This window comes from Desulfotruncus alcoholivorax DSM 16058, from assembly GCF_000430885.1.
Lineage (GTDB): Bacteria > Bacillota > Desulfotomaculia > Desulfotomaculales > Desulfallaceae > Desulfotruncus > Desulfotruncus alcoholivorax.
Window position 1 is genome coordinate 1 of record NZ_AUMW01000034.1, and the last position, 26,713, is coordinate 26,713.

The following is a 26,713-nucleotide window of genomic DNA, read 5'->3' on the forward strand; positions in this document are numbered from 1 at the left end:
AATCGGAGCCCTGCTCATGGAGCTTGACGATAAGTGGGCAACCGGTAGAAAGTATCTGGATATGAGCGAATACCTGCAGTGGCGAAAAGAGCAAAACCTTGCCTGCCATCGAAGTAATGTCGCTTATATCCGATAAAAATAAGGCCAATATATTTACCCTTGAACACCGCTTGTCAACCGTTACCAGCGGAGCCGTGCGCCTGTCAAGGGTCCGCGAAGCGGAGGCGCAAGCCTTTACCCTTGACTGGCGCATGGCGAGCTGGATAATTTAAGTGGCGGTGTTCAGGTTAAAATGCTAGCTGAGGAATTTTACACAACAATTTGGACTTGATCAGGTTTTGCGCCGGTTAACTTATAATTTATAATTAGTAAGATTAAAGGGGCAAATGGGTTTTGATTGGAGGATAATAAATGGAATGGATTTTATATTTGATGGCCGGCTTTATAGGCTTTACCCTGGCTAAGATATTGATGCGAAAAAAGTAAGATAACAATATGCTAACCGTGGGCAATATTATTTAAGGCGGGTTTTAGATAAATAAAAACATACCTCTTATGTTTACGAAAGGATAATGAATATGGCAAAGTCTAAATTTCCTGTGACCCCGGCCATACGCGTATTAAGAGAAGCGAACGCAGTGTACGGAGAGCATCTTTATAATTATAAAGAAAAAGGCGGCACAGCAGTTTCTTCAAAGGAATTAGGCGTAGATGAACATTATATGATTAAAACTATCGTTATGGAGGATGAAAATAAAAACCCTTTAATTTGTTTGATGCATGGTGATGCGGAAATTTCCACCAAGCAGCTGGCGCGTACCATAGGTGTTAGGAACATTACTCCCTGCACTCCGGAAACTGCCAATAAACATACCGGTTACTTGGTTGGAGGTACCTCACCTTTTGGGACGCGTAAAAAAATGCCAATATACATGGAAGAAACTATTCAAGAGCTTCCTATTATATATATTAACGGTGGTAAACGAGGTTATCTTGTAAGTATGGACCCCAAGGAGGTTATTCGTATCCTTAAGCCAACTATGGTTAATGTTAAAATTTAATGCCAATAAATTTGCCGCGGGATGTACCGCGGCAAATTTATTCTTTAAAAACAATTACAGCATCTGCTGCTTTGACACCCATTCGTTCTGGATAGACAATTAGAGGGTTAATGTCTAATTCTTTTATGTTATCTCCTAATGCTACAGCCAGGTTTGATACCTTCATTATTACATCAGCCAGAGCATTAATGTCTGCAGGTTGCTTGCCCCGTACACCTTTAAGCAGCTGGTACCCCTTGATTTCTTTAATCATATCCATGGCGTCTCCGGGGCTTAATGGTGCCACGCGGAAAGAAACATCCTTTAATACCTCAACAAATATGCCGCCCAGTCCGAACATAACTGTAGGTCCAAATACCGGATCCCTGGTAACCCCGATAATAACTTCCGTGCCTTCCGGGAGCATTTCCTGCACCAGCACCCCGTTTATTCCAGCCCCTGGTTTATATTGATTCGCGTTTTGTAGCACTTTATGATAAGCTACCTTAACCTCTTCCGCAGATTTTAAATTAAGGGCAATGGCTCCGGCTTCTGTTTTGTGTAAAATATCAGGGGAATCTATTTTTACTGCTACCGGATAGCCGATTCTTTCAGCCAATGCTACCGCTTCCTCCTCGGAGTTGGCAATGCCTCCGGCTGTTACAGGAATGCCAAACTTTGCAAGTATGTCCTTTGACTGGCCTTCACTCAAAGCACCCTTTAAATTCCTCATGTCCTCTTCAAGCCCGGGAGCATCAGGCACTGCATATTCTGCTTTTTGCCTTTTGCGCAAAAATTCGGCATAATCAGCAAGATGGGCAATAGCCCTAACCGCCTGAGCTGTATTTAACAACACCGGCACGCCTGCCCGTCGCAGCTCCTTTATCCCTTCCTCTTCCTCCTGCCCTGGAAATACCCACGGACACATAACCATGGTTTTATCAGTGGAATTATAGTATTCAATAACTTTTCGGGCTATTTCCACCCCGTAGGGCTCACGGAAGTCAAAATTGCCCAAAATAATATCAATATTATCCTCCTTTAGCAATGCTTCAAAGCAGGTCATTAACATTTCAGGATTGGTAACGTACTGTGCGGTAAGGTCTATTGGATTTTGGGCAGAAGCAAAAAACGGCAGTGCAGCTTCCATTTTTGCAACTGCTTCCTCGCTGAAAGGCGGAAGGGTCAAGCCAAGTCGCTCACTCATGTCAGCCAGGGTTACCCCGGCACCCCCTGAAACAGTCAGCACGGCGACATTTCTTCCCTTTGGTAAACGACCTGCCGATATAATGGGCACAAAAGAGATTAATTCTTCCGGACCGTCAATCCTGATGATGCCAGTTTGTTTGAAAAAGGCGTCATAAATCCTGTCTTCCCCAGCCAAAGAACCAGTATGGGAGGATGCAGCCCTGGCTCCGGTCGAACTGCGACCTACTTTCATAATCATTATCGGTTTACCAACTTTTGCTGCCTCATTGGCAACACGGCGCATTAGCCGCCCATCCTTTGCCCCTTCAAGGTACCCGCCCAGAACCCTAGTTTTATCATCATGGACCATATAGCCTAAAAAGTCAGCAAATTCAAGGTCAGCTTCGTTTCCGACACTTACAAAATAGCTTAAACCAATTCCACTATAAAGTGCCTGAGCATAGATTAAGGCGCCAAAAGCGCCGCTCTGGGTGACAAAGCCTACAGTTCTGGGATCTATATCGGGAATGTTGACAATAAAAGCAAAAGAAGCCATCACTCCGTTTGTCGTATTGACAACACCAAGACAATTGGGGCCACACAGCCGTAGTCCGGAACGCCTGGCTAATTCAGTAATTTTTCGCTGCTCTTGTTGACCTTGCGGCCCAACTTCGGCAAAACCGGAACTAAAAATAATTGCACCTTTGACACCCTTTTCAACGCATTGCTCCAGGGTATTATAAACGCCTGCGGCAGGCACGCTGATAACCGCTAAATCCACAGGTCCGGGTATGCTAGCCAGGGTTGGGTAGCATTTTATTCCGGAAATGGATTCGTATTTAGGGTTAACGGGGTATATCTTGCCTTTATAACCTTTATCAATTAAAGCATGCAGCGGCCTGCCGCTGGGCTTTCTTGGATCGTTTGAAGCTCCGATAAGGGCGATAGCCTCCGGTTCAAAAAAAGCCTTTAGCGGTTCAAATTCATTTTTGTTTGGAAACATTGATATGCACCTCCAGAGGAATGTTAACACAAAATAATACAAGTATTAATTTAGCCAGTGGTACAAACCGTTTAGTACTTTAACTAATGTTAAAATACTAAACACAATAATATTAGAGATAAAGCGGTATATGGGCCAGAATGCCGGCCTATATACCGCATAGCATTTCTAATGGCATTATTAATCAAAGCAATGTAAATTTTCCCTTAGATGGTTTTGGCAAATCATCTTCATTATATCTTGTCAGTTAATTTAAAAAATTAAAAATTTATTATACTTCCTTAATTGTAACAAATGCAAATCTTATACCAGTCAATAATCAAGAAGTACATAATACATTCCTGTTAAATTATTACCAAATAAATATCAGGTTTCAAGATGAAATAGGTTTGTTTAGAATTTGAACATTTTTAAATGAATTTTTCTAAAAAGAGCAGTTGATAAATATAAGAAGTATTGGTAATTTTCAAATAACGCGGGGCTATGCTGAAGCCTTTGGCATAAAACTTGCTACATTTATATCAAAGGTGTGGTCAATGTTTTCAAATAGATTTAATCAAATAAAAAACTTAAGGAGAGGTGTAGTAAACATGACAATACCAGGCGTAAGCAAGATTTGTGTAGTGGGTGCGGGGAACATGGGGCACCAAATTGCTCTATGCTGTGCCATCGCAGGCTATCAGGTAAAATGCATTGATGTAAATGAAGAAATTTTGAAAAAGGCGGAAGCCTTTGCTGACGATTACCTTCCCAAGCGGGTAGCCAAAGGCAAAATGACTGAGGAAGCTGCCAAGCAGGCAAGAGCCAACATTTCTTTTACCGGTGATCTTAAAGAAGCCGCATATGACGCAGACGTTGTCATTGAAGCAATCCTGGAAAAAATAGATCTCAAATTAAAAGTATTTGCCCAGTTGGATGAGATTTGCCCCCCGCATACCATTCTGGCAACCAACAGCTCTTTTATCGTGAGTTCAAGAATTGCTCCTGCCACCAAGCGGCCGGAAAAAGTATGCAACATGCACTTCTTTAACCCAGCGCTGGTAATGAAACTGGTTGAAGTTGTAAACGGACCGCATACCTCTGACGAAACAGCCCAGACCATTTATGACCTGGCCAAGGATATCGGTAAGGTTCCCGTGATGCTGAAAAAAGAAATTGACGGGTTTTTGGTCAACCGCATCGTTTCTGCCATCAACCACGAAGCCCTGTATATTTATGACATGGGCGTAGCCTCTTATGAAGATATCGATAAAGCCGTGGTGTATGCGCTTGGACACCCGATGGGGCCCTTCCGCCTGATGGATTTAACCGGCATCGATTTAGCCTACTACATCGGTATGGAACACTACCAGGCAAACGGAGACCCTGCTCACAAGCCTTCCCCAATTATTGTTGAGAAGTTTGTTAAAAAAGAGTGGGGCGAAAAAACGGGAAAAGGCTTCTACGACTATACCAAAAAATAGTTGCAACTCGGTTTACATTACACTGGCTGATTCAACAAGAAGGGCGGCCATGCTATGAAGGAGGTCGCCCGACTTAATTGAAAGGAGGCAGCATGATGCGTGAAGCTGTAATAGTTAGCGCCGCCAGGACCGCCATAGCCAAGGAAAACGGCGCTCTCAGGGATGTCCCCCCGGAGGCGCTGGCCGCTGTTGTTATGAAAGAAGCAGTTGCCAGAAGTGGTCTGCAGAAACCTGAGCTGATAGATGAGGTAATTTTCGGCCACTGCCTGGGAGCGCCGGGTTGCCTTGGCCGCATGTCCTTGCTGATGGCCGGACTACCCATGGAAATCCCTGCTATCACTATAGACCGCCAGTGCGGTTCCGGGTCTACTGCTGTAAACCTGGCTGCCACTCATATCAGGGCCGAAGTGGGTGACATCTACCTGGCCGGTGGGGTGGAAAGCATGACCCGCCAGCCTTATTTATTGGAAAAACCAACTGCGGCTTACCAGCGGGTAGCACCCAGTTTTATTAAGCGTGCGCTGAGCCCCCGGGAAATTGGCGATCCCCCTATGGGTATAACCGCAGAAAATGTAGCTGAACGTTTCAATATCCCCCGGGAAGAGCAGGATGAATTCGGTTATCTGAGTCAGGTTAAAGCTGGCCGGGCTCTACGAGAAGGAAGATTTAAAGAGCAAATTGTTCCGGTTGTGATCCCGCAAAAGAAAGGCGAACCCGTAGTATTTGAAGTCGATGAACACCCCCGTCCCAACACAACGTTGGAAGCATTGGCCAAACTGCGCCCCGTTTTCAAAAAAGACGGCACAGTCACCGCCGGCACATCCTCGGGCATTAACGATGGGGCCGGTGCATTGCTGATTACCTCCCGTGAAAAGGCGGAGGAGTTAGGATTAAAACCAATGGCTTTTATCCGGGCATATGGGGCAGGCGGCGTTGATCCCAACATAATGGGTATGGGGCCTGTACCTGCCACCCGCAAGGCACTGGCCATGGCCGGTTTGACCATTGACCAGTTAGATGTCATCGAACTTAATGAGGCCTTTGCCTCCCAGGCTTTGGCCTGCTGCAAGGAACTCGGCATAAACTGGCGGGATCAGGAGAAATTTAATCCCAATGGCGGCGCGATTGCCCTTGGTCACCCCATTGCCGGGTCACTGGCCATACTGACTGTAAAGGCAGTATATGAACTGCACAGAAGAGATGGCCGGTATGCGCTAATCACGGCCTGTTGCGGTGGCGGTCAGGGAGTAGCAACTATAATTGAAAAGTGCTAGGCTTTTTTACTGCCACGTCGTTTCACTCCGCGCAAAGACAAACTTCTAAATAGTGATAGGAGGTAAATTTTGTGGAGTACACTAAATTAATTGTGGAAAAGCAAGATGGTTATATCGTTGCCGCAATTAACAATCCCCCCGCGAACGCACTGGGACAACCTGTTCTTGCGGACCTGAACGCTTTGCTTGATGAAAGCCTTAATGACAAAGAAGTCAGGGCTATAGTGATAACCGGTTCCGGTGAAAAATTGTTCTCTGCGGGTGCTGACATTACGGAGTTTGCGTCGATCCAGGCCGGCGGGGCTCCTAAGATCAGCGGCCATGATGTATTTCTAAAGATAGAAAATTATCCCAAGCCGGTTATCGCTGCTATTCAAGGCAGTGCTTTTGGCGGCGGCAATGAGCTGGCTATGAGCTGTCACCTGAGAATTTTATCCGCATCGGCAAAAATCGGCCTGCCGGAAGTAAAGCTGGGTATCATCCCCGGTTGGGGCGGTACTCAACGTCTTCCCAGGCTGATTGGTAAAACCAAAGCTTTGGAAGTCATGCTTACGGGGGATCCATTAAGTGCCGAAGAAGCACTCAACTACGGTTTGGTCAATAAAGTAGTTCCTGCCGACCAGGTTCTCAATGAAGCAAAGGCCCTGGCAGCAAAACTGGCAAAAGGCGCCCCTATTGCAATTAGAGAAATTCTAAAGGCGGTAACACAGGGGCTTAATACAACTATCGAAGAGGGAATTAAAATAGAACAAGCTGGTTCCGCAGTTGTGTTCGCCAGTGAAGACGCTAAAGAAGGCGGCATGGCTTTCTTCCAAAAGAGACCGCCGAATTTCCAGGGAAAATAAATATTTAACATAAAGGAGAGCAAAGAATGGCTAGTAATTTTATCTATTCCAACCGGGACCATAAATTTATCATTAAAGAATGGCTGGATACGGAAAAGATTTTAAACTTTGAAGCTTTTAAAGACACCTATGATCTGGACGACGTTGATATGATCCTGGACGAGGCTTTAAAGGTGGCCAAGGAAGTAGTTGCCCCCACTAATGAAGACGGAGACAGAATCGGAGCCAAATTTGCAGACGGCAAGGTTACCACACCACCTTCATTCCATAAGCTTTACCGGTTCCTGCAGGAAAACGGTTACGGCAATACCCAGTATGATCCCGATGAAGAAGGTAAATTGCCCACGGTTATCCACATCGCCCTGGATGAATTTTTCAACGCGGCTAACCCTGCTTTTCATCCCTATATTGGACTGGCAGGTGGAGCATCCAACTTGATCAATACCTTTGGAACAGAGAAAGAAAAAAAATTGTTCCTACCTAAAATGTACAGTGGCGAATGGGCTGGCACTATGTGTTTGACTGAACCATGCTGTGGCTCAGATGTCGGTGATATTACCACCAAGGCATTTGCTACAGATGAACCGGGAATTTATAAAATTAAAGGCACCAAATGCTTCATTACCGCAGGTGACCATGATCTTACGGAAAACATTATCCACCTGTTGTTAGCCAAGTGCGAAGGCGCCGCACCAGGCACCAAGGGGATTTCGCTCTTTATAGTACCTAAGATTTGGGTAAATGAAGATGGCAGCCTTGGGGAACCCAATGATGTTACTACCGTGGCGATTGAACATAAAATGGGTATCAAAGGCTCGGCAACAGCTATGCTTAGCTTTGGTGACCAGGGTACCTGCCGGGGTATTCTGCTGGGCAACCCGCCTGATGAAAAAGGCAAAGCCCAGGGGATGGCTCAAATGTTTGTGATGATGAACGGTGCCAGGCAGGGTACAGGCCTGACCGCAATGTCCATCGCACAAGCAGCTTATAACTATGCTCTTGCGTATGCCAAGGAGCGCGTACAGGGTAAAGCCATTAGTAATCCCAAGGGTGATAGGGTTCGGATCATTGAGCATGAAGACATCAGAAGGATGCTTTTATTCCAAAAATCCGTAATTGAAGCATCCAGGGCGATGATTATGAAAAACTCATATTACCTGGACTTGCTCAGGTTCAGCGACGACCCCGAAGAAAGAAAAATGGCAGAAAGAAGAGTTGATGTAAATAACCCGTTGGTCAAAGCCTATCCCTCCGACATGGTCTGGCAAACCACGGCGGAAGCTATCCAGGTTCATGGGGGATACGGCTTCACCGAAGAATATCCTGTAGCTCAATGTGCAAGGGACTCCAAGATCCTGTCCATCTGGGAAGGCACAAACTTTATCCAGTCGCTGGACTTGGTTGGCAGAAAATGGATGATGGACGGCGGCAAGGTATTCGCGGAGTGGTTTAAGGAAGTTGCTACTTCTATAGAAAGCAACAAGGACCTTGAAGGATTTAGCCGTGAGTACGAAATTTTAAGTAAAGCAGTGGGCGTTTACAGAGAAATCCAGGGTTTTATTGCCATGAATTTTGCCAAAAACATTAAAATTGTTCCCCTCTTCTCCACCAGGATTCTACATGCAACCGCAATGCTGTGGGGAGGTTCCCTGCTGCTTGAGCAGGCAGCCATAGCTGTCAACAAGATCAAAGAATTGGGCGAAGATCATTATGACTACCCGTTCTACCAGGGTAAGGTTCAAACCGCAAAATTTTATATTAGAAATATTGTACCTGAAATCTTTAAGATTGCTGAAGTAGTTAAAGATTGCGATACCTCAGCGATTGATATTCTTGAAGAAGCGTTATAATAAGTAAACAAATAGCTGGATTTGCTGGATTTAACAGAGGGGCTGCGCAAAGTAAAGAATTATAGCGAAGCCCCTCTATGCTATCTGGCTTAAAATGTTAATTTTTTAAACATTGAATTATTTAAAATATAAACAAACAACTGAGGTGCTTTAATATGAGAGAATGCGTTATTATCGACGGCGTAAGGACTCCTAATGGCAGGGCCCATGCTGAAAAAGGCTGGTTTAAGAACAAGCGGCCTGATGAGCTGCTTACGGCTGTTTACGATGCTCTATTTGCACGTAACCCAAAAGTTAAGCCGGAAGATGTCGAGGCTGTATTCATCGGAACTGCCGCTCAAGTTGGAATGCAGAACGATATTGGCAGACTAGCCTGGCTGGCCGGTGGTTATCCCGAATCGGTTGCCGCAAATACTATCTGCCAGCAGTGCCCCAGTGGCATGTCAGCCATTGAACATGCTGCCAGAGCAATAATTTGCGGTGAAGGAGATATTTATATCGCCGGTGGCGCCGAAGATATGCAGCATGTTCCGATGGGCATGGCTTTAGATATGCCCCCTAGGTTGGCCCAAAGGTATAATCCAGCTGATATTCCCATGGGGGCTACTGCTGAAAAAGTTGCTGAACTGTGGAAAATTTCGAGCGAAGATATGATGCAGATGGCTTACTACAGCCACCAAAGGGCGGCTGCCGCAAGGGATAACGGGAAGTTTAGGAATGAGATAGTACCGGTAGAGGGAGAAAAAGAAGACGGCACCAAATTCATGGTGGACCGGGACCAGTGGATCAGAGATAACATTTCCATTGAGGCCATGGCCGGAATGAAATCGCCGTTTAAGCCCGGTGGCGTCATTACCGCAGCCCTATCCTCCCCCCTAACTTCCGGTGCTTGCGCCCTGCTGCTGATGAGTCGTGAAAAGGCTGATGAATTGGGACTTGAATATCATTTAAAATATAAAGCAGGAGCTATGGCCGGATGTGACCCGACACTCATGGGTATTGGTCCAATTTACGCGGTTAAAAAGTTGTTGGAGAGGACCGGCTTAACCGTCAATGACATTGACGTAGTAGAAATTAACGAGGCTTTTGCCAGTCAGGCTTTAGCCTGTCTACGTGATTTGGGTCTTGAAAAGAATGCCCCGTTCCAAAAAACTAATTTATGGGGTGGAGCCCTGGCGCTGGGACACCCGCTGGGAGAATCCGGAGCAAGAATTGTTGTTACTTTAAACAACATTATGAAATATGAAAAACCAGAAGCCAAATATGGCCTTGCCACGTTATGCGGCGGCTTTGGCAATGCTAATGCTACCCTATGGGAAAGAGTTAAATAAAAAATTGTTATCTCAACGGGGTCCCCCTTATACTAGGGGTGCCCCGTTGAATTTATAAAGGTTTGAATGACTATCTGTATATGTTTATTTTATTAACGTATGCAAGAAATTGAAATAATAAATTTTTTATCTCATGTGGCAAGGTAAATAAAAAATAAAGCAATACATTATGCTGATTACACCTTATTAACTGGAATATGGCCAAAGTTTGTTGCAGTGCTATTCTAAAACAAAATTGTGAATATTATATTGCATGGATTTTGCATATAAATTACTTAAATTATTGGATTACCAAATTTCAGAAAATTTAAATAGTTACAAAATTTTAAAAAATTTTGTAACTATTTAAAGGAGGTGTCGTAGAAGAAATAAAGTTTTATTAATTACTAATATATAATTGTGCTCAAAAAATATCAGGAGGGGTAAAGATGAAAATTAAAAGAATAGTATTTATTTTATCACTAATCCTAATGGCTTACCTGTCAACCGGTTGCGGAGGATCTAAGCAAAGCAGCGAGGCACCCAAGAGTGAGTCACAGCAACCGGCAAAAGAGGTTGTTATTGGTTATACCGGTCCATTAAGTGGACCTGCTGCACAGTACGGGCAGGATAACTTTAACGGTGTTGATATGGCCGTCAATGATATTAACGAGGCCGGCGGTATAGATGTTAACGGACAAAAATACACCTTTAAGCTGGAGAAACTAGACGATATGGCTGATCCAACCCAGGCTGTAAATAACGCACGCCGGCTAAGGGATCAATTTAAAACTCCTGCAATATTTAACCCTGTTTTTACCACTATCGCTCCAATAATGGAAATAAACAAGGAATCCGGAAATGAGTTTCTAATTATGGCTTATACCAGTACCCCAGCAGTTGATGATCTTAATAACGAGTTAACAGTATCAATTCCCCCCCCATTCACCGCATATGTCCGGGGTTTCTCCGACATGGCCTGGGACCAGGGATGGCGTAATGCAGCCATGGTAATTACGCTTGGTGCTTATGGAGATGAATGGCGTAAGGCTTTTAAAGAATACTGGGAAAATAAACTGGGTGGCAAAGTAACCGCGGACCAGCCTGCAAATTATTATACCGAAACTGATTTTTCCTCTCAATTAACAGCGGCATTATCAACAAAACCGGATGTTTTGGTTATTGGGGGTCCCTCCGCTCCCACCGGTCTGGTTATTGAACAAGCTCGGACATTGGGTTATAAGGGCGGCTTTATTCTAATTGACCAGGCAAAAATGGATTATATTGTTGACGATATTTTTGGCGGCAAGACAGATTTAATGGAAGGTGCTGTCGGGGTTGCGGCAGTGGCAGATATACCTACCCAAATGGCCTCAACTTTTAATAAAAAGTATAACGAAAAATATAAAGTTCACAATACTTGGGAAGCCGTACTTAATTACTGCGCCATGAAAGCTCTTGCCCAGGCCATGGTAAAAGCTGGTACGGTTGAGGATGTTAAGGCAATCAGGGCTGCTTTCCCCAAAGTCTTTCCTCTTAACGGCGATAAAAACCCGGCGGAATATTACGGTATTAATAGCACCGGACGTATGTTGTTACCAGGGGCGGTCCAGATCATTAAAGATGGCAAATACTCAGAACCGACAAGTTATGTTTATTGGCCCAAGAATGAAGATGAGTTTAATAAACTAAAAGAGATAATGACAACCCCAAATCCATCAAAGTATATGCCTCTTGAAAATTATATCAATAGATAAGAGTTTTTCTTCTCATCAGATGCTTTTTACTCCTGCCATGGGTAACCATGGCAAATTTTTTCAAAGAAAGCTAGTGGTAAGAGCAAAGCAAATGTCATGATGATATATTATGGGGCAAAATGGATGTTCATTACATTGAATTCTATTTGTTTATCTTTTAAACGTAAAACAATAATCTCATCACCCCCGCCTCTTTGCGGGCGTGGGATGCTTATTAAAGCATACGGCATAATTTTTATAGTGAAGGGTGGGAACCAATGGATCTATTTTTACAGCAGATATTAAACGGCATAATGTTAGGTAGCACCTACGCTGTGGTTGCTTTGGGTCTGACGCTGGTGTTTGGCATTTTGCACATACCAAATTTTGCTCATGGTCATCTTTACATGCTGGGCGGTTATGTCACCTTTTTCTTTATCACCCTGCTTGGCTTTGGCTTCTGGACCGCCATGATTTCTTCAATGATTATACTGGCTCTAATCGGGATATTGGTGGAACGTGTTGTTTACCGTCCGTTAAGAGACCAACCTCATATCAACTCATTTATCTCAGCCATCGGCGCACTAATGTTCTTAGAAACTTTTGTAGTAGTAGCATGGGGACCACAGGGGCAACGGATACCTAATCCTTACCCTAACCCCGTGGAAATTGGCGGCATTATACTAACCCAGCAGCGATTACTGGTTATTATTGCTGCAATTGTTTTAATAGTTTTACTGCAGCTGTTTTTGAAAAAAACCACTCCCGGCACCACAATTGAAGCAGTGGCTCAAAACAGAGAAGGTGCTATGCTTGTAGGTATTAACGTTAACCGGGTTTCTTCCATGACCTTTGCAATTTCTACCGCCACTGCCGCTGCTGCAGCTTCTCTGGTGGCGCCAATTTTTATGATTTCACCCAGCATGGGTGCGCTGTTGGGAATGAAAGCATTTGTAATTGTCATTTTGGGCGGTCTCGGAAGCGTGCCGGGCGCAATTTTTGGCGGTTATATCCTGGGCTTGATCGAGGCTCTGGGCGGAGGTTATATATCTGCTGATTATAAGGATGTGTTTGCTTTTGGCGCTTTAATTTTAATATTGGCGATTAGGCCAACGGGATTATTTGGAAGAGAGGAGGTTGGTTAATGGCTGTCAGGCTATTTTTTAAAGAAAAGTGGTTTTACCTATTAATACTGGCCTTTGCCCTGACTGTGCCTTTTCTGGTTCCAGGCCGTTACTTTTTTCAAATAATAATCATGAGCTGTTTATATGCTATGGCGACACTAAGTATGAACTTGATCCTGGGTTATACCGGTCAAGCATCATTAGCCCATGCAGGTTTTTTTGGTATCGGAGCATATGGCGTAGGATTAATGACTAAAGCCGGGATTTCTTTTTGGGCTGCCCTGCCGGTTTCCGCCCTATTAGCTGCTTTTATTGGCCTTTTAATAGGCTTGCCGACCTTGCGTACGCGTGGGTCATATTTTGCTATAGCAACTTTGTGCTTTGGCGTTATCGTATCTATAATTGCGGGAAGTTGGGTGTCGCTTACCGGCGGATATACCGGAGTTGTGGGCATTCCGAAGCCAACTCCAATACCCTTTCCCGTTATTGGAAAGCTCTCGTTTAATTCTTTAACTGCTCAGTATTATCTTGTTTTAGCTTTTCTCTTACTGACGCTGTTTGTTATGCACCGGCTGGTTTTCTCGCTCCAGGGGTTAAGCTTCATGGCAATTCGCAATAATGAGGCTTTGGCGGATGCTGTAGGTATTAATACTTTTGCCACAAAAATCCTTTCCTTTGTGATAGCTAACTTTTTTGCAGGTTTGTCCGGAGGCATATATGCAAGTTTGATTGGCAGCATCAGTCCCAGTACAGCCTCTTACATGCTAACTTTCAACTGGCTTGTATATCTGCTATTAGGTGGGGTGGCCACACTGTCCGGTCCAATAATCGGAGCTTTTGCAATCCCTGTGCTGATGGAAAATCTGCAATTTTTAGAAGAATATCGCTTGCTTATATTTGGCGTACTTCTGATAGTTGTAATAATCTTCTCTCCCCGCGGGTTAATGGGTGTAATTGAAAGCGTCTGGAATAAGTCAAAAGCCAAAAATCCAGTAAGGAAGGCGGGTGGAGAATATGCTGCTGAAGGTGGAAAACCTGACCAAGCAATTTGAAGGGCTTGTTGCAGTAAGTGATGTGAGCTTTCAAGTTGGTGCCGGTGATATTTTAGCGATTATTGGACCTAATGGTGCTGGAAAAACTACCGTATTCAATCTGATCAGCGGTATTTTACCACCAACTTCCGGAAAAATTTTAATGCAGGATGAGGATATAACCTGTTTAAAACCGTATCAGGTTGCCCAAAAAGGGATTGCCCGAACCTTTCAGACAACGGCCTTGTTTGATCAATTACGGGTGTTGGACAACTTGGCCATAGGTTATAAACTGAAAACCACAACCGGTTTTTGGAGCACCATATTCCGCACCCGCGGCTGGAAAGAAGATAGGGACAAATGCACTCAAAAGGTGTTGGAGGTTTTGGGCTTTATAGGACTGGCTGAAAAGACATATAGTCTTGTCTCAACCCTTTCCCAGGAAGAACAAAAACGTTTAGCAATAGGTATTGCACTTATGAGCGACCCTAAAATTATCCTCCTGGACGAACCTACAGGAGGATTAATTCAAGAAGATACAGACAGTATTACCGCATTAATCAGAAAAATGAAAAAAACAGGTATTACAGTAATTATAATTGAACATAAAATGCGCATGATTATGGATTTGGCTGACAGAATTGTAGTTCTAAATTACGGAGAGAAAATAGCCGATGGCCCCCCCGAAGAAGTAAGTAAGGATGCAGCTGTAATTAAGGCCTATCTGGGAGGGGAATATATTGCTTAAACTAACTAATGTAACAACGGTAGTGGGTGGATTTCCCGCAGTAAGGGATGTTTCTCTGGAGATTAAAAAAGGTGAATTTGTTGCGTTGCTGGGCAGCAACGGGGCTGGTAAAACCACTTTATTCAGAACAATAGCTGGTGTGCTCAAACCATCAAAAGGAGTAATCGAATTTAACGGAAAGCAACTCAATAATCTCCCTGCCCATAAAATTGTAATGTTGGGCTTATCTCTTTGCCCTGAAGGGCGCCAGCTCTTCCCTCATTTATCAGTGTATAAAAACCTGATGATGGGCGCTTACACCAGGCGTAATGACCATAAAGGGATACAGCTCTCGTTGGAGCAAGTATATGAGCTTTTTCCAATTTTAAAAGAAAGAAAAAACCAGCTAGCCGGAACCTTTAGCGGAGGACAGCAACAGATGCTGGCTATTGGCCGGGCGTTGATGTCAAAACCTGATATGCTACTGCTGGATGAACCGTCAATTGGCTTAGCTCCTCTGGTGGTTCAGAAAATAGCTGATGTAATAAAAAACATCAGCAAAGAAATGGGGACAACTGTTTTTCTCTCTGAACAAAATGCCAATATGGCTTTAATGATAACTGACCGGGGTTACGTGCTGGAAAACGGTAAAATAGTATTGGCGGGTCCAAGCTCTGAGCTTATCTATAACGAGACTGTTAAAAAGGCTTATCTTGGGGCATAAAATATTTCCTCCTCAATCCCCCTTAAAAAACGCGTGCTTTAACTAAATAACGATGCACGCGTTTTATTTACTAATTACCGGATAAATCCTGTCAAATATTTGGTAGGTATAAATTACCAAAAAGATGATAAAAGGTAAATAGTTAAAATGTAAAAATCCGACCAGTGAATTAACACTTGTCGGATTTTGTTTTTAAATAGCTATTATTTTAAGGCTTTCTCCAATTTCTGTCGTTCTTCTTCCACCAGTTTGCGCCTTAACAGCTTGCCTACTGCCGACTTAGGCAGCTCATCTCTAAATTCGTAGCTTTTGGGAACTTTAAATGGGGCCAGTTTTTCTTTACAGTAAGCCTGAAACTCTTCCAGAGTCGCAGTTTCACCCTGCTTTAAAACAATATATGCTTTGACCGTTTCGCCTCGGTACTCGTCAGGCACACCCGCCACTACAGCTTCTTGAACCTTGGGATGTTCAAACAGCACCTCTTCAATTTCACGGGGATAGATATTATAGCCGCTGGCTATAATCATATCCTTTTTTCGATCCACGATATAGAAGTAACCGTCTTCGTCCATCCTGGCCATGTCGCCGGTATATAGCCAACCGTCACGCAGTGTTTTAGCGGTCTGCTCCGGCATATTCCAATAACCTTTCATTACCTGTGGACCCTTGATTACCAACTCCCCTACTTCCCCAACAGGCAGATACTCACCGGTTTCCAGGTTTACTACGGCAGCATCGGTTGCCGGGAAGGGAATTCCTATACTACCCGGCTTGTTTGCACCAAATATAGGGTTGCAGTGTGTTGTGGGAGAAGATTCTGATAACCCGTAACCTTCACCTACCTCAGTATTAGTTCCTTCAAGGAGCTTCTGGTATTTCAATATTACATCTACAGGCATTGGAGCCCCCCCGGAGTTGTAAACCATTACTGAATCATATTCTTTAAATTCAGGACAGTTGAGCAAGGCAATGAACATTGTCGGGACGCCCGGGAAAAAGGTTGGTTTGTACTCCTTAATAATCTTGGCTATTTCCTCGGGCACGAAACGGGGAACCAAGATCAGTGTTGTTCCTGCAGCCATGGCCAGGTTCATGCAGGATGTCATGCCGTAAACATGGAACAGCGGAAGCGCTGTCAGCGTAAGCTGCTTTTTTTCTTCTCCAACAAAGAAATGGTCTGTTTGTTGGGAATTTGCGTAAAGGTTATAATGAGTAAGCATAGCACCTTTGGATACCCCGGTGGTACCTCCTGTATACTGCAGCACGGCCAAGTCCTCCATCGGGTTAATTTCCACTTCCGGTGCAGGAGTACGGTCCTGGGCGTAAAACCCAGGGAACCAAAGAGTGTCATCCGGCATTGTTTCAGGTTTACCGGTTAAGCCCGTTAGGATAACCTTTTCCAGGGAAGTGTTTTCTCTGATGTTCTTAACCCTAAAGTACAGGTCAAAGAGGGTAATAATCATTTTCGAGCCGGAATCGTTTACCTGGTGCTGTATTTCTCTTTCCACATACATGGGATTGGTATTTACCACGATTCCTCCCAAGCTTAAAATCGCATAATAAGCAATTACAAAATCAGGGCAATTGGGCAACATTACAGCCACCCTGTCACCTTTGCGCAAGCCCAGTTCGTAAAAAACAGATGCAGCTCTTTTTACAGCTCCTGTCAGTTGTGCATAGGATATTTTGTGACCGTAAAAGATCAAAGCTGTTTTTTCGGGATATTTTTGCGCCGAATTATACAGCAGACTGTGTAAAGCCTTTGGTTCTATCTTAAGTTCCCAATCTACTCCCCCTTGCTCGTAAACCTTTAAGTATGGTCTTGGAAAGTTCACTATTTGGCACCTCCAACTATAGAATTAAGTTTGTTAACTTTCTAAATATTTATTAATTATTCATAATTCTTAAAACTAAAAAAATTGGGACAATTAAAATTCCAACCTGAGATTTTAAAATAATGGCATTTGACTATTATTTTTTAATACCCCCTTTCATTAAGCATATTGCCATAATCATAAAAACCTTTGCCAGTTTTACGACCTAATCTATTCTTTGCAACCATCTCTATCACTGCAGGTGATGGCTTAAGCTCGGGATTACCAGTTTCACGGTAATGCTCCATAGAAATTAAAAGCACCAGATCCAACCCAATTAAGTCCATTTGATAGAAAGGTGATATTTTATGGCCCAGGCCTTCTTTTACAGCAATATCAATATCCTCAAATGAAGCAACTCCGGTATCATACAAGAACAAAGCCTCTCTTTGGACAACGGATAAAATACGATTAACCAGGAATCCATGTATTTCTTTATCCAACATGATTGGTATTTTGCCCATGCTTTTACAGACATCGGCGATTGTATTAGCAGTTTCAGTTGAAGTATGGGGACCTTTTACCACTTCAACCGGCAGCATTGCAAGCGGGGGCACGAAAAAATGCATATTGCATAATTTTTCAGGCCTGCTGGTAACACCGGCTATTCTAGAGGTCACAATAAATGAGCTATTGGTAACCAGCAGGGTGTGCTTTGGGCAGATTTTATCTAAGCGGGCAAACATTTGACGCTTTAATTCTAATACTTCCGGGATAACTTCAATAACTAAGTCGGCATCGCTTGCCGCTTCTTCCAAATTAGTGGTAAAAGACATGTTCTCCTTACCTGCACGGGCCGCTTCTACGGTCATTTTGCCTCTCGCTACACGATCGGGTAAGTATTTCTCCATAAACAGACGGGCTTTTTCCAAAGCTTTTTCGTTGATATCGTTGCACTTAACTTGATATCCGGCCAGCGCGGCACACAGGGCGATTTGATGACCCATGGTTCCCGCTCCAACCACGCAAACTTTATCTATACCTTTTACTTTCACTATTTACAACTCCCTCCGAATATAAACAACAATAAACAACTTTATATCGATGTTAATGAAAATATAAATTTACTTATGAGTATGCAATATTTGTACCTGTAATTTTATGCAATAACCATACGAGTCACCTTTTAGGCCTAAGATTTACAAAACAGTGATTAATAGATTAATTATTTTTTAGTTGCAACCGAGTCCATTTTTATAACAATAATGTTAAATAATTTAACAAAATCATATCCTAAAATAATATTAGAAAGCTCCCCTGTTAGGGGAGCTTTTAAGAAGCATTCACTTAACTTTATATAGCCCAAGATCAAAGCCATCTTCTGCTTTATAGCGATTAAAAATGTAATGGCGATACATTACATACTGATTATAATCACAGGCAATTCCCTCTTCCTTCATTGCTTTTTCGAATTCCATCAAATCGGGGGGGCATCCTTTTATAGCAATGGCTTTTTTAATGTTGGGGTTATCTTTATTTAGCTGGCAGGGACATCTGCCGAATAAAACAGTTTTATCAAAGCCTGGCGCAGCCACCTGCACCTTGCCGCTGACAACTTCAACATTGGGTAAAGGCTCACCCTTATAAGCGGACATAAACATGATCAGGAGTGGATTAAACAACATTGAGCAGCCGGTACACATAGTGTTATCGTACTTGCGTATAGCAATCCCGACAATACCACGTTTAGCAAAACCAACGGGACCGGTATTGTCCTCAGTCCATTCCCAATCATAATCCAGAAACCTGCTGTTTTTCTCCACATCTTCGCCTTTAACCTCGATATCTTTAATATCAAGGCTCCCTCCGTTACGCTTGGCGAAATAAGTCAGGTGTTCAACTTCTTCCGCCGCATATCCAAGTAATGCAGACCCAACTATATCTGCGGCCAGCGTATTACGTGACGCTACCAGCAGGTTCAGCCTCTCGGCTTTTCCGGTTGGCCCCGGCCCCTTGGCCAAACCAAATACACCGTCGATTAAGGTTAAAGCCACGGGCAATTTTTCGATAATGTGCGGGAAGATATAATTCAAATCGGTATCCTTGTTATGGCAGAACATTTTAGATTTTCGGTTAATCACACCCTTAAAGTTTTTTATGCCAAGCGAAACCTTGGTCTGGTTATGAGTTTTCAGTACAGGTACGTTAATAATTTTGTCGGCTGCAAGCACACTTTCAGCTATTGATAAATCATAACCGCCGCAATCAACCTTTTCAAATTTACCTTCGTTAAAATCGATTAATTTTACTCCGTATCTTTCTTGTAACTTATCGTAGCCTAATTCTTTAAACATGGCCTGGCCAATTGTTTTGGGAACCATTAACGGAGCTTCTCCAATAGTGAGGTCAGAAAAACCCTCTTCAGCTAAAATTTGCACCAGTGCCGACATTACTGCTGATGTAGCTACAACACCGTATGGTGGAAACGGAAGATCGAAATCCCAGGAAACCAAATTGGGTTTAATTAAAATTTTATCACCTTTGTTTAAACCTGCCAGCCCCTGGCACAAATCCAGCGCCTGGCGGACTGATTTATAGGCGTCATCGAACTTAGTCACTGAAACTAATGGTTTAGTCATTTAGATCGAACCTCCATTTAAATTAATTCTTTTTCTTAATTAATAATTGCAGCATTGCTGTCATTACTGTTTTGCCATTCTGATTTTTAATTTCTTGTTTAATCTTAACAAGGCCCCGGTTTGGTCCTTTATCTCTTTTTTCAAGAACCTCAAGCTCAGCATGAATAGTGTCTCCAATAAAGGTTGGTGCTGTAAAGCGCACGTTATCCATGCCGTAAAAAGCAATAACTGTTCCACCCGCAAGATCCCATAACCCCGATGAAACGGATAATACCAGCAGACCATGAGCTATCCTTTGTCCAAACGGTGTTTTTGCAGCCCATTCCCGGTCAGTATGTAACTGGTACCAATCACCGCTGAAAGCTGCAAACATAACAATATCAGCTTCTGTAATTGTCCTGCCTCGAGAAACCCAGCGATCACCGGCATTTAAGTCCTCATAATAACTGCTTAACAAAAGCTATAACCTCCTTTCGATTGGCTACAAACTAAAGCTTTTTATCCCACTCAGTCAAAAGAAATCTATTAACCTTACCCGTGCCATTGTGGGGCAATTCAGGCACAAACTCAATAATCCTGGGGTATTTATAAGCAGCCATCTTTTGGCGTGACCATTCAATGATATCACGCTCGGTAACCCTGCCGGCATATTCCTGTCTCAACACGACATACGCCTTTACAGTCTCTATCCGGTAAGGGTCTGGTATGCCGACAACTGCAGCTTCAGCCACAGCGGGGTGTTCACGAAGAAAATTTTCTACTTGCCGTGGGAATATCAGAAAGCCGGAAGCTTTAATTATTTCATTTTTACGTCCAACAAGATAGACAAAGCCGTCTTGGTCTAATCTTGCCACGTCTCCTGTGGCCAGCCACCCGTCATGTAGTGTCAACCTTGTTTCACGTGGTCTATTCCAGTAGCCCGACATAACCTGTGGGCCTCTTACCATCAATTCGCCTTCAGAGCCCAAGGGGAGTTCTTTATCCCAGTCGTCAATATCAACAATTTTAACTTCTGTTTCATGTACCGGAATGCCGACTGAGCCGGGGCGCGGGTTATCCATCGGACTTAATGTCACTTGTGATATTGTTTCGCTTAAACCATATCCTCCACCTAAGGATGCTCCTGTGAGCTCACGAAAGGCCTGAACTACTTTGGGTGAACCTCCGGACAGGCAGCAGCGGAGTGATGTTAAATCCCAGTTTCTAACGCCCGGGTAATTTAAAATAGCAATATTCATTGTAGCGATACTAGCCCAGTGGGTACAGCGGTATAACTCTATTGCTTTTAATACCGTTTCGCTGTCATACCTGGCCAGCAGGATAATTGTTCCGCCTGAATAAAAAGGCATACACATACTGTGCACAAGTCCTGTCACTTCAAACAGGGGTAAAACTGACAGGTGTATGTCCCCTGGTCTACCATCAAACCAATTGGCGGAAATGGCCGTATTTGATAACAGGTTACGGTGGGTAATCATGGCACCCTTGGGCGTGCAGGTAGTCTCCACCGTATACTGCAATAAGGCCAGGTCGTCTATTACCGGCTCATCATAAACCTCCTGGCTGGCCTGGGATAACATATCCATGAAGCTTATTGCGCCCGGGGTTTCAATTGATGCGGTTAAAAGAGTATGGTGTGGCGGCAATGTTGGTTCTTGCGGTAAAAATTCTTTACGATTGGTCACAATTACATTTGCCACGGGTGTACGCTTCCAGATAGAATTGAAAACCGGGAAAAGGTCATCTTGCAAAATAATCGTTTCTGCACCTGCATCTGTTAACTGGTAAACAAGTTCATCACCTAGAAACATTGGGTTGGACGGCACTATTACCGCACCGATTTTCCAGCCACCAAGCATGGCTATAATAAACTGCGGGCAATTTTCCATATAAAGGCTTATACGGTCACCGTGTCTAATTCCCAAAGCTACCAATGAAGAAGCAAAGCGGTTTGCCAAATGGTCAAGTTCACCATAAGATATAACCCGGCCATAATAGTTTACCGCCGTTCGTTTGGGGCTATTTTGGGCATGCTTTGAAACAGTCCAAATTATTGGTTTTTCTTGGTATTTTAAAATTTTAGTGACTCCTTTGGGCCATGATTTTAGCCAAATTTTTTCTACCATAATTTTTACCTGCGTTTATTTTTTGAACGAATTATGCCAGGGACATGTTTTTCATCAGCATGGTACCAACGCTAATCCAGCTTAGATAGGTTTAATGCAATATTTATGCCATAAAAAATAAAAGGCACAGTTTTGTGCCAACATATTTTTTTAAATTATGGTGTATCCATGATTAACCAGTCATATCCGCTTTTTTAAGCTTTTTCCATAGGGTTGTCCGGCTTAAACCCAGGACCTTGGCCAATTCTCCTTTGCCGCCCCCCACCACTTCAGCAGCCTGTTCTATTATTTGTCTTTCCATATCTTCCATACTGCCCAGTTTAATTACCAGCATTTGCTTATCCAGCATTGAGCCTTCACCCTGCTTGTCTGTTTTAAGCTTATTAAGCAAGCTTCTAAGTGTTTTACAACTAGTTGCATCTTCCTCACCCAAGGCCACATATCTTTCGACAAATCCTTCCAGTTCGCGTATATTGCCTGGCCAAAGGTAGCTTTTCTGTTCTTCTAAAACTTTGTCAAAAATATACAAATCTTGGCTGTTATCAGAGCCGGTGAGTCGTTGGTAAAAATGTTTAAACAATAGGGGTAAGTCCTCCATGCGCATACGCAGCGACGGAATGTGCAGGTGCAATACATTTAGCCGGTAGTATAAGTCAACCCTGAATTCGCCTTTCTCAACAGCCTCCTGCAAATTCCTGTTGGTGGCGCTTATCACTCTGACGTCAACTGGAATGACGCGTTGGCTCCCCACGGGCATTATTTCCTTTTGCTGCAGCACCCTAAGTAAACGGGCCTGCAGGGTAAGGCTAAGGTCACCTATTTCATCTAAAAAAATTGTTCCACCGTGAGCCATGGCAAATAAACCCAGCTTGCCTCCCTTTTTAGCGCCGGTAAATGCCCCTTCCTCATAACCGAAAAGCTCACTTTCCAATAAGCTTTCAGGCAGTGCCGCGCAATTGATTGCCACAAAAGGACCGTTGCGCCGTGCGCTTTCATTATGTATACTCTGGGCAAATAATTCTTTGCCGGTGCCGCTCTCCCCGGTAATTAAAATTGCGGCATCTGAGCGGGTATATTTCCGTGCTTCTCTGATAGTTTCTTCAATCATTGCGCTGCGGCCAATTATGTCGCTAAAACGGTAGTGAGCTGTCAAACCCTGGCGGTTAAGTTCTTTACGCAAGTTGTTTTCTATGCGTTTAACTTTCTCTGCAAACTGAAAAGTAACTACAAGGCCAGACTGGTTATATAGCGTTATCGGGATCCTGTTTACGGTAAAGGTTGAACCGTTGAATTCAACTGTTTCATTGCTGGTAGCTGCGCCATTGCCAACAATTATCTTGCAGGCATAATTGGACTCAATTACATGACTAACGGGTTGTTCCAATACTTTATTTGCCGGCAGGCCGGTTACCCGCTCCGCAGTTGGGTTAAATATTGCAACTTTGCCCCGCTCATCTACTGCAAGTATTCCGTCATAAGCATTTTCTAAAATAGCCTGCAGTGATTTGCATAGTTTTGCATTTCTACGCCTGATTCTGATAAATTGAACTGCTTTCTCCAATGCATCTTTAATTAGTGAATAATCGCACTGGATTAAATAAGCAGGTAAACCAATTATCCCGGCGCATTCTACAGCGGAGATTGTAGTGCTAACTACAGCATCAACATTTTCCTGCATAATATTTAGCTGCCTTGTAAGCTCGTCCTTTTCACGATACAAAAGGAATTCAACGTCAAGATCTAAAGCTGTGGCCAATCCGGATATGTCAATACTTTGTGGCAGATAGTCCAATTCCGCTAAAATTACCTTTCGACCCCTTTTTTTGGCCCTGCTTAAGGCAATTAAAACTTCATAAGCAGAAATTTGAACTGTAAAAACAGGTAGCGTAGTTATGCACTGCAATTGATTGGCTATACTCTCACAGGTTACAACCGCCTCAACGGCATAACCGTTTAACCATTTCATTAGCATTCCGGTTATGTTAGTGTTTGTATAATCATTCACAATAAGATTTATCCCAAGTTCTTTTGCTAATTCACCGGCGATTTTACTAAATTCTGGATTGGTAGAAATTAATCCTATCTTGGGCAATACCACCAAAACCACCTCTAATGAATAATTAAACTAAAGTATAGTTCTAATCATTCCAAAAACACATGTATTATTCTAATTCTACAAATCACAACTTTATTCTGCATTTATTAACTTCAACCATCTGCCAAATTCTTTTATTTTGAGCTGCCAACTCACGTTTTACCTGCCTTCCTTATTTACTCCACTCATTAATATTTCCCAAAATATTAAACCGATTTCTTTGGGTTTGAGTTTGCCGTTGGGGTTCATCCACTGGTGGGTCCAGTCACACATGCCAAAAATTGCTTTTACAATAATGTCAACCTCTAAATCCTTTCGAAATTCACCATTGGCAACTCCTTCTTCCACCACTGACCAAAAAATTTTTTCGCATTGATCCCTTTTGGCTTTAATAATCGCCAACCTGTCTTCGCCAATGTATTTGTATTCTTGAAAAAAAACTACGACGTAAGGTTTAAAATCAGCTATTAACTGGACCAGGTCTATGATTAATTGCTGCAATTTACGGGCAGCGTTAAAATCCGTCCTGTGTAATACATGGGTTGCTTTTTCTAATAACACATTTATAAATCTTTCATGTATTACGAACAAAATTTCGGTTTTGTTGGGAAAGTAGTGGAATACAGCCCCTTTGCTTACACCGGCATTTTCACTGATTTCCTGAATTGTTGTAGTATGATAGCCCTTCTTTTCAAAAAGCTCCACTGCCGAAAGAATAATTTTATCGCGAGTCTCCATCAGCATACCCCTCAAAATAATTAGGTTAATTAAAAGATATTTATTTAACCGGCTGACCGGTCTGGTGGTACATGTATATAGCATATTAATTTAAAAAAATTCTGTCAATCTTTAAATTTTCTGTTTATTTAATATTTTAAAATATTACGAATTGATATATGCTAGAAGAAACAAACTGCTGCCAACCGGTTCAAGATATAGATGGATTCAAAACCGTACCAGCAGTATTTAACTAATTTAATGACCGGACGGCCGGTATGTTTGCAATAAGGAGTGTTAAAAAATGGATAGAATTTGGTTGGAAAAAAGTTGGCCCAAAGATGTGCCGCAAAAGCTTATATACCGGCTTGGCGAGCAACCTCTACATGAATATTTGCGCGCCAATGCTAAAACCATGCCGGGCAGTATAGCCTATATTTACTATGGCCGGGAAATTACCTGGAAACAACTTGACCGGTACTCCGACAGCATTGCCAATTTTCTTTTGTCAATTGGCATCACCAAAGGTGACCGGGTTGCCCTTTTTATGCAGAATTGTCCGCAATACATTATTGCGCATTATGCAATTCAAAAAATTGGGGCCATTGTAGGTCCCGCCAGCCCAATGTTTAAGGAATGGGAATTAGAATATGAAATTAACGACATGGGTGCTAAAGTAATCTTCACCACAGATGATTTATATCCAATTGTAGCTAATATTTTAGAAAGAACCACGCTAGAGCAGGTTGTCCTATCCAATTATACCGATTTTGTACCAGACCAGCCAACCATACCATTTCCACAAGAATTAAATCATAAAAAAATTAAATACCCCAATACCTATGACCTGGTAGAATTAATCAGCCTGTACAAGCCTGAGGTGCCGCCACTGAAGGTTAATATTTGGGATGATGTAGCACTGATGGTTTACACTTCGGGCAGTACCGGCAGGCCAAAGGGGGCAATGCTGACTTATGGAAACGCTTTGTTTAAAACCGCTGCCAGCTACCATGGCAACCGAATGTCTGCGAACGACATATTGCTCGCAACCAACCCAATTTTCCACATTGCAGGAATGGTTATGGGCGGCAATATTCCCATTTACGGCGCTAACACAACCGTGCTTTTATCCCGGTACGATCCGGAAGCGGTTATCACAGCCATAGAGAAATACAGGTGCAGCAACTGGTATAGCATTGTGCCGATGAACGTAGGCATCTTACGCTATCCAGGTATTGAAAAAAGAAAGTTGAACTCTCTTCGCACCAATATTACTACAAGCTTTGGCGTTGCCTTAACAGAAGAGATCAGCAAAGCCTGGGGACAGTTAACCGGTGGGTGCCTGCTTTATGAAGCCGCCTACGGACTGAGCGAAACCCATACCTGTGATACCTTTATGCCCTGGGACAAAATTCGCTATAATAACTGCGGGATTCCCACTTTTGACACCGATATACGTATAGTTGACCCTAATACCGGCCACGACTTGGAAACCGGTCAAATGGGGGAAATAGTTATTAAAAATCCCGGTGTGTTTAAAGGCTACTGGAATAATCCTGAGGGGACACTAAAAACATTACGTGACGGCTGGGTGTATACAGGTGATATGGGCATGATTGATGAGGAAGGCTATCTTTATTTCAACGGTAGACTAAAAGAAATGATCAAGTGCTCAGGCTACAGCGTTTTTCCTGAAGATGTTGAAGTATTATTACTTAAACATCCCGCAGTTGCGCAATCAGCAGTAATTGGGGTTCCTGACCCCTCCCGGGGCGAGAGCGTTAAAGCATTTATTGTTTTAAGAGAAGAATATAAAGATAAGGTTAACCCGGAAGAAATTATCCAGTGGTCCAAGGAGCATATGGCTGCCTATAAATATCCGCGTTATGTTGAATTTATGGATAGCTTGCCTGCCTCCGGCACGGGTAAGGTACTGCGCCGCCTGTTAAAGGAAAAAGCATAGGGATTAAAATACTTGAAAGACCTATACCGGAAAGAACCCGCCCT

21 protein-coding genes and 1 pseudogene are annotated in these 26,713 nt (G+C 43.2%); 14 read left to right on the forward strand and 8 right to left on the reverse strand.

All coding sequences use genetic code 11. From position 1 onward, the window contains the following. The 3 genes and pseudogenes from H569_RS22295 to ybaK all read left to right on the forward strand — a co-directional run. A pseudogene (locus H569_RS22295) lies at positions 1 to 136 on the forward strand (IS256 family transposase); the annotation flags it as partial. Then, positions 117 to 272, forward strand: coding sequence for a hypothetical protein (locus H569_RS22815; RefSeq protein WP_169726456.1), 156 nt, complete (start codon positions 117 to 119; stop codon positions 270 to 272). The pseudogene H569_RS22295 and the gene H569_RS22815, both read left to right, overlap by 20 nt. Before the next feature lie 306 nt (positions 273 to 578). Beyond that, positions 579 to 1,061 (forward strand): Cys-tRNA(Pro) deacylase, encoded by a 483-nt coding sequence (gene ybaK / locus H569_RS0114825; protein WP_027365633.1) that lies wholly within the window; start codon positions 579 to 581, stop codon positions 1,059 to 1,061. 37 nt (positions 1,062 to 1,098) lie between these two features. Here ybaK and H569_RS23490 read toward each other — a convergent pair whose 3' ends face one another. Beyond that, positions 1,099 to 3,231 carry an acetate--CoA ligase family protein gene (locus H569_RS23490; protein ID WP_027365634.1) on the reverse strand — a complete coding sequence of 711 codons (2,133 nt, stop codon included), beginning with the start codon at positions 3,229 to 3,231 and terminating at the stop codon, positions 1,099 to 1,101. A 536-nt stretch (positions 3,232 to 3,767) separates the two neighbouring features. Between H569_RS23490 and H569_RS0114835 the strand changes: the two genes are divergently transcribed. The 10 genes from H569_RS0114835 to H569_RS0114880 all read left to right on the forward strand — a co-directional run bounded on the left by H569_RS0114835 (position 3,768) and on the right by H569_RS0114880 (position 15,315). Continuing rightward, the gene (locus H569_RS0114835) at positions 3,768 to 4,694 is read left to right on the forward strand and encodes a 3-hydroxyacyl-CoA dehydrogenase family protein (protein WP_257720124.1); all 927 of its coding nucleotides are present in this window, start codon (positions 3,768 to 3,770) and stop codon (positions 4,692 to 4,694) included. Positions 4,695 to 4,789: 95 nt separating this feature from the next. Then, positions 4,790 to 5,968, forward strand: a complete 1,179-nt coding sequence (locus H569_RS0114840) for a thiolase family protein (protein ID WP_207637575.1) — start codon at positions 4,790 to 4,792, stop codon at positions 5,966 to 5,968. A gap of 71 nt (positions 5,969 to 6,039) precedes the next feature. Continuing rightward, the gene (locus H569_RS0114845) at positions 6,040 to 6,813 is read left to right on the forward strand and encodes an enoyl-CoA hydratase-related protein (protein ID WP_027365637.1); all 774 of its coding nucleotides are present in this window, start codon (positions 6,040 to 6,042) and stop codon (positions 6,811 to 6,813) included. A gap of 26 nt (positions 6,814 to 6,839) precedes the next feature. Then, positions 6,840 to 8,663, forward strand: a complete 1,824-nt coding sequence (locus H569_RS0114850) for an acyl-CoA dehydrogenase (protein ID WP_027365638.1) — start codon at positions 6,840 to 6,842, stop codon at positions 8,661 to 8,663. Between the two features lie 155 nt (positions 8,664 to 8,818). Then, positions 8,819 to 9,994 (forward strand): thiolase family protein, encoded by a 1,176-nt coding sequence (locus H569_RS0114855; protein ID WP_027365639.1) that lies wholly within the window; start codon positions 8,819 to 8,821, stop codon positions 9,992 to 9,994. Positions 9,995 to 10,422: 428 nt separating this feature from the next. After that, on the forward strand, positions 10,423 to 11,730 hold the full coding sequence (locus H569_RS20545; RefSeq protein WP_051273685.1) for an ABC transporter substrate-binding protein: 1,308 nt from the start codon (positions 10,423 to 10,425) through the stop codon (positions 11,728 to 11,730). A 257-nt stretch (positions 11,731 to 11,987) separates the two neighbouring features. After that, entirely contained in the window at positions 11,988 to 12,854 is an 867-nt protein-coding gene (locus H569_RS0114865) for a branched-chain amino acid ABC transporter permease (protein WP_027365640.1), read from the forward strand. Further along, the gene (locus tag H569_RS0114870; protein WP_027365641.1) at positions 12,854 to 13,885 is read left to right on the forward strand and encodes a branched-chain amino acid ABC transporter permease; all 1,032 of its coding nucleotides are present in this window, start codon (positions 12,854 to 12,856) and stop codon (positions 13,883 to 13,885) included. Before H569_RS0114865 ends, H569_RS0114870 begins: the two co-directional genes overlap by 1 nt. Beyond that, positions 13,848 to 14,612 (forward strand): ABC transporter ATP-binding protein, encoded by a 765-nt coding sequence (locus tag H569_RS0114875; RefSeq protein WP_027365642.1) that lies wholly within the window; start codon positions 13,848 to 13,850, stop codon positions 14,610 to 14,612. Before H569_RS0114870 ends, H569_RS0114875 begins: the two co-directional genes overlap by 38 nt. After that, positions 14,605 to 15,315, forward strand: a complete 711-nt coding sequence (locus tag H569_RS0114880) for an ABC transporter ATP-binding protein (protein WP_027365643.1) — start codon at positions 14,605 to 14,607, stop codon at positions 15,313 to 15,315. The genes H569_RS0114875 and H569_RS0114880 overlap by 8 nt, the downstream gene beginning before the upstream one ends. A gap of 203 nt (positions 15,316 to 15,518) precedes the next feature. On the opposite strand, the gene H569_RS0114885 is transcribed toward H569_RS0114880, so the two are convergent. The 7 genes from H569_RS0114885 to H569_RS0114920 all read right to left on the reverse strand — a co-directional run bounded on the left by H569_RS0114885 (position 15,519) and on the right by H569_RS0114920 (position 24,727). Further along, the gene (locus tag H569_RS0114885) at positions 15,519 to 17,150 is read right to left on the reverse strand and encodes a long-chain-fatty-acid--CoA ligase (protein WP_027365644.1); all 1,632 of its coding nucleotides are present in this window, start codon (positions 17,148 to 17,150) and stop codon (positions 15,519 to 15,521) included. Positions 17,151 to 17,293: 143 nt separating this feature from the next. Then, entirely contained in the window at positions 17,294 to 18,184 is an 891-nt protein-coding gene (locus tag H569_RS0114890; RefSeq protein WP_027365645.1) for a 3-hydroxyacyl-CoA dehydrogenase family protein, read from the reverse strand. 288 nt (positions 18,185 to 18,472) lie between these two features. Further along, positions 18,473 to 19,768 (reverse strand): DUF362 domain-containing protein, encoded by a 1,296-nt coding sequence (locus H569_RS0114900; protein ID WP_027365646.1) that lies wholly within the window; start codon positions 19,766 to 19,768, stop codon positions 18,473 to 18,475. Between the two features lie 22 nt (positions 19,769 to 19,790). After that, positions 19,791 to 20,225: a MaoC/PaaZ C-terminal domain-containing protein gene (locus H569_RS0114905; RefSeq protein ID WP_027365647.1), complete on the reverse strand. Its 435-nt coding sequence runs from the start codon at positions 20,223 to 20,225 to the stop codon at positions 19,791 to 19,793. 31 nt (positions 20,226 to 20,256) lie between these two features. Then, positions 20,257 to 21,894, reverse strand: coding sequence for an AMP-binding protein (locus tag H569_RS0114910; RefSeq protein ID WP_027365648.1), 1,638 nt, complete (start codon positions 21,892 to 21,894; stop codon positions 20,257 to 20,259). 172 nt (positions 21,895 to 22,066) lie between these two features. Next, the gene (locus H569_RS20550) at positions 22,067 to 23,986 is read right to left on the reverse strand and encodes a sigma 54-interacting transcriptional regulator (RefSeq protein ID WP_157833549.1); all 1,920 of its coding nucleotides are present in this window, start codon (positions 23,984 to 23,986) and stop codon (positions 22,067 to 22,069) included. Between the two features lie 162 nt (positions 23,987 to 24,148). Further along, positions 24,149 to 24,727, reverse strand: coding sequence for a TetR/AcrR family transcriptional regulator (locus H569_RS0114920; protein ID WP_027365649.1), 579 nt, complete (start codon positions 24,725 to 24,727; stop codon positions 24,149 to 24,151). A gap of 283 nt (positions 24,728 to 25,010) precedes the next feature. Here H569_RS0114920 and H569_RS0114925 point away from each other — a divergent pair, with 283 nt between their 5' ends. Continuing rightward, positions 25,011 to 26,669, forward strand: a complete 1,659-nt coding sequence (locus H569_RS0114925; protein WP_027365650.1) for an AMP-binding protein — start codon at positions 25,011 to 25,013, stop codon at positions 26,667 to 26,669. The last annotated feature ends 44 nt before the right edge of the window (positions 26,670 to 26,713 follow it).

Excerpts from the sequence above, each read along its gene's own strand:
- H569_RS0114920 (WP_027365649.1), bottom strand. The coding sequence starts at position 24,727 with ATGGAGACTCGCGATAAAATTATTCTTTCGGCAGTGGAGCTTTTTGAA.
- H569_RS0114925 (WP_027365650.1), top strand. The coding sequence starts at position 25,011 with ATGGATAGAATTTGGTTGGAAAAAAGTTGGCCCAAAGATGTGCCGCAA.
- H569_RS20545 (WP_051273685.1), top strand. The coding sequence starts at position 10,423 with ATGAAAATTAAAAGAATAGTATTTATTTTATCACTAATCCTAATGGCT.
- H569_RS0114870 (WP_027365641.1), top strand. The coding sequence starts at position 12,854 with ATGGCTGTCAGGCTATTTTTTAAAGAAAAGTGGTTTTACCTATTAATA.
- H569_RS22815 (WP_169726456.1), top strand. The coding sequence starts at position 117 with ATGTCGCTTATATCCGATAAAAATAAGGCCAATATATTTACCCTTGAA.
- H569_RS0114855 (WP_027365639.1), top strand. The coding sequence starts at position 8,819 with ATGAGAGAATGCGTTATTATCGACGGCGTAAGGACTCCTAATGGCAGG.
- H569_RS0114835 (WP_257720124.1), top strand. The coding sequence starts at position 3,768 with ATGTTTTCAAATAGATTTAATCAAATAAAAAACTTAAGGAGAGGTGTA.
- ybaK (WP_027365633.1), top strand. The coding sequence starts at position 579 with ATGGCAAAGTCTAAATTTCCTGTGACCCCGGCCATACGCGTATTAAGA.
- H569_RS0114840 (WP_207637575.1), top strand. The coding sequence starts at position 4,790 with ATGCGTGAAGCTGTAATAGTTAGCGCCGCCAGGACCGCCATAGCCAAG.
- H569_RS0114865 (WP_027365640.1), top strand. The coding sequence starts at position 11,988 with ATGGATCTATTTTTACAGCAGATATTAAACGGCATAATGTTAGGTAGC.
- H569_RS0114875 (WP_027365642.1), top strand. The coding sequence starts at position 13,848 with ATGCTGCTGAAGGTGGAAAACCTGACCAAGCAATTTGAAGGGCTTGTT.
- H569_RS0114900 (WP_027365646.1), bottom strand. The coding sequence starts at position 19,768 with ATGACTAAACCATTAGTTTCAGTGACTAAGTTCGATGACGCCTATAAA.
- H569_RS23490 (WP_027365634.1), bottom strand. The coding sequence starts at position 3,231 with ATGTTTCCAAACAAAAATGAATTTGAACCGCTAAAGGCTTTTTTTGAA.
- H569_RS0114910 (WP_027365648.1), bottom strand. The coding sequence starts at position 21,894 with ATGGTAGAAAAAATTTGGCTAAAATCATGGCCCAAAGGAGTCACTAAA.
- H569_RS0114850 (WP_027365638.1), top strand. The coding sequence starts at position 6,840 with ATGGCTAGTAATTTTATCTATTCCAACCGGGACCATAAATTTATCATT.